General features: G+C 41.4%; 1 protein-coding gene and 1 pseudogene. Both read right to left on the minus strand.

Going from position 1 to position 2,891, the window contains the following annotated elements; genetic code table 11:
* Positions 1 to 51: 51 nt before the first annotated feature.
* Positions 52 to 1,648, minus strand: a pseudogene (locus tag QT974_RS33105) (IS1182 family transposase).
* A gap of 75 nt (positions 1,649 to 1,723) precedes the next feature.
* Positions 1,724 to 2,767 (minus strand): DNA (cytosine-5-)-methyltransferase, encoded by a 1,044-nt coding sequence (dcm, locus tag QT974_RS33110; RefSeq protein ID WP_333472602.1) that lies wholly within the window; start codon positions 2,765 to 2,767, stop codon positions 1,724 to 1,726.
* Positions 2,768 to 2,891 lie beyond the last annotated feature (124 nt).

A 2,891-nucleotide genomic window follows, 5' to 3' on the forward strand; every position in this document is an offset into this window, starting at 1 on the left:
CTAGGGCGTCGGTTCAGTATTAAGAGTTGACAAGAAAAGAGATGTATGCAATTACCCGGTCAATGAGTTAGACTCTACGCCAGGTTTAATTGGCAGAACCTTATCCATTCGAGCAATGACATGAAGATTATGGACAACAGCGACTCGCCGTAAATCGAAGAGATTTTTCCGCAGCCCTATATAGCGAGCACGGTTCCCCTGCCAATGGCCAATATGAGCCGCCTGAGTGTTCAACTGTAGTACGTTTTCTCAATTCTTGGCGACCAATAGCAGTCGATTGACGTGCTCGCAACTCTTGCATTAAGGCTTCATCAGGATGAATTGATACACTACGTCCTCTTTTACTGTTTGTACAGTCTTTTCTCAGAGGACAAATGGCACATTCACTCACAGGAAAATGAACAATTTTTCCGGGTTCAAATGGGATACTTACCTGATTGGGACAGCTAATTAAATGCGTATCCCAGTCAAGAAAAAAAGAATTTTTATCAAACCGTCCAGAATTTTTGACCGGCCACGCCTTACAAAATATCTGTAATTTATCATCCCGTTGTGTCACCCAATGACTGGATAAATAAGCCCGATCGATATGTAACTGGGATAGGTGAATATTTTGAAATTTTAAGTCACGTTCCAGGTCAACTGTAGCAGTGGCTTCCGGAGTATTTGCGCGTGTCAACGCCACCGCGCAAACTACACCACTCTCTAAATCTTTGAGGATATGGCGTTTATATCCATCTATTTTTTTAGAGCGGCTTTTACGCCCATGTCGCATATCTGGGTCTTCAATAGAAATGCGACGATATGCGGCGACCCCTTTACTTAAACTCGGAACGCCTTGTGAGTCGAAAGTCACATTTTGGGATTCAATGACTCGGGCAACATCTAGAGTCTCTTGAACTACTTCAAATTCATCACAATCAGACTGGCTTTGCATCCATTCTTCCACAGAATCTAAGCTACTTAGGATAATTAAGAGTGCATTTTGACGCTCTACTGGATTATCCCAGTTTAAATCTAAAGCCGTTTTTAAGCTGGAACTATTCAGGATGGGTACACCTGCTTCCAGGGCAATTTCTGCTGGCTCCCGCCCCTGCACAGCAGCTATCATACTCACCGCTTTCCGCAAAGCATGACCCAAGAGATTATATGTATCTTCGACTTTACCAGCTCCCCATAACGGGGAAGAATCTAAAGCTGCTTTTAGTTGAGATGAGCCAAATCCACCTTTTTGTTTGGCAATTTCTACGGTGCGGTCAATTAAACGTTGGTCTAGTTCTTTTTTAATTAAGCGATTTCTGAATCTCACCAAAGTGGCTTTGCTAAAAGGGGGAGTTTCACACTTTAGACAATCGAGAACTAACTGCCAACGTTGATCCATGAGCATTTCTTCAATTACTTCATCGTCAGAAATGCCTAAGTAGGCTTGCAGAATAATTGCCAGAGCAATTTGTGCAGGAGGAACTGGGCCCTGACCTACTGTGCTGTCTTTAAAAATTGTAGCAAGTTCTTCTTGAAACTCATCATTAAATATGAATGAACGGTTCAGTCGAAGAAACGTAAATAACTTGGCTCGTTTAATGCGTTTGATAATCAACGCTTCAGCGTCTGAGAGTTCAATTGGAGGATGCCATAAGTGAGGGCGCATAAGGTTTCTTCCTTCTTTCTGATTGTGAGAATTTAACAGGCTTCTCAATTCACATATCATTTCCAGTTTGTTTTGTCAACTCCTGATACTGAACCGACGCCCTAGAAGTCGGGACTCTGGGTGTCTTCGTGATTCCTTCGTTGCATCATACAACAAATTTTGACTTAATATTTCTTTGGCTATCGCCTCTACCACCGGCACGCAAACCGAATTTCCAATTTGCTTGTAACTTTCCCCCGCACTCGGATAACTTTTAAAATCTTCAGGAAAACCCATCAGTCTGTAACATTCCTTCAGACTCAACTTTCTCACCATATCTCGATCGCGAAAATAGACAAAAAACCTGCCCGATGTTTCTTGCGAAGGAATAGTCGGATGGACGCCATCCACCGAATAAATCCGATTCGGCTGTCTGTGAACCCTCGATAAATGTTCTGTATTCGGCCTCACGCCAGTTTTCCAAGTACCTTTATTCCTGTAACCTACAAATAACAGTCCCGAATCTTGCTTTCTCGGAGACTCAATTAAAGTATACTCAGATTTATCCACAATTTCAAAATCTCCTGTCTCGTCTAGAAATTCCCTGAGTTTTGGCGGAAACTTGGTTTTGAGACGAGAAAAATTGAATTCTTTACCTTTAGTTGCAATAATGAATATTCTTTCGCGATGTTGGGGAATTCCAAAGTCTTTAGCATTTAGCATTTTGTAATTCACGCTGTATCCCAAATCTTCAAGACTGGCAATAATTACTTTTAAGGTATTTCCCTTGTCGTGATGGATTAAGTGCTTGACATTTTCCAGCACAACTACTTGAGGTTGTTTTACTTTGATAATTTTACAAATCTCGAAAAACAGCGTCCCTCTAGTATCTTCAAAACCCAGCTTTTTGCCACAGATGCTAAAAGGTTGGCAGGGAAACCCAGCGACTAAAACATCAAAGTCTGCCAACTCGGCAGGATTAATTTTACTGATGTCTGCAAAAGGAATTTCGCCGAAGTTTTCTGCGTACACTTCTCGGCATTTGCTGTTGATTTCGCAGGAAAAAACGCATTCAAAGCCCACTTTTTCAAAACCTTGTCTGAAACCTCCTATTCCTGAAAACAAGTCGATAAATTTCATTGATAATTTAATAGTCTATGTTACTCAATTTAATCATAACATAGGGTGCATCTCATTTTGGCAAGGGCGAAGCATTTCGGCAGACAATTTATTAGTGAGAACCAGAGATTTAATGCCGAAATGC

The sequence above is a fragment of the Microcoleus sp. BM001215392 genome (assembly GCF_036700185.1).
Classification (GTDB): domain Bacteria; phylum Cyanobacteriota; class Cyanobacteriia; order Cyanobacteriales; family Microcoleaceae; genus Microcoleus.

Excerpts from the sequence above, each read along its gene's own strand:
- dcm (WP_333472602.1), bottom strand. The coding sequence starts at position 2,767 with ATGAAATTTATCGACTTGTTTTCAGGAATAGGAGGTTTCAGACAAGGT.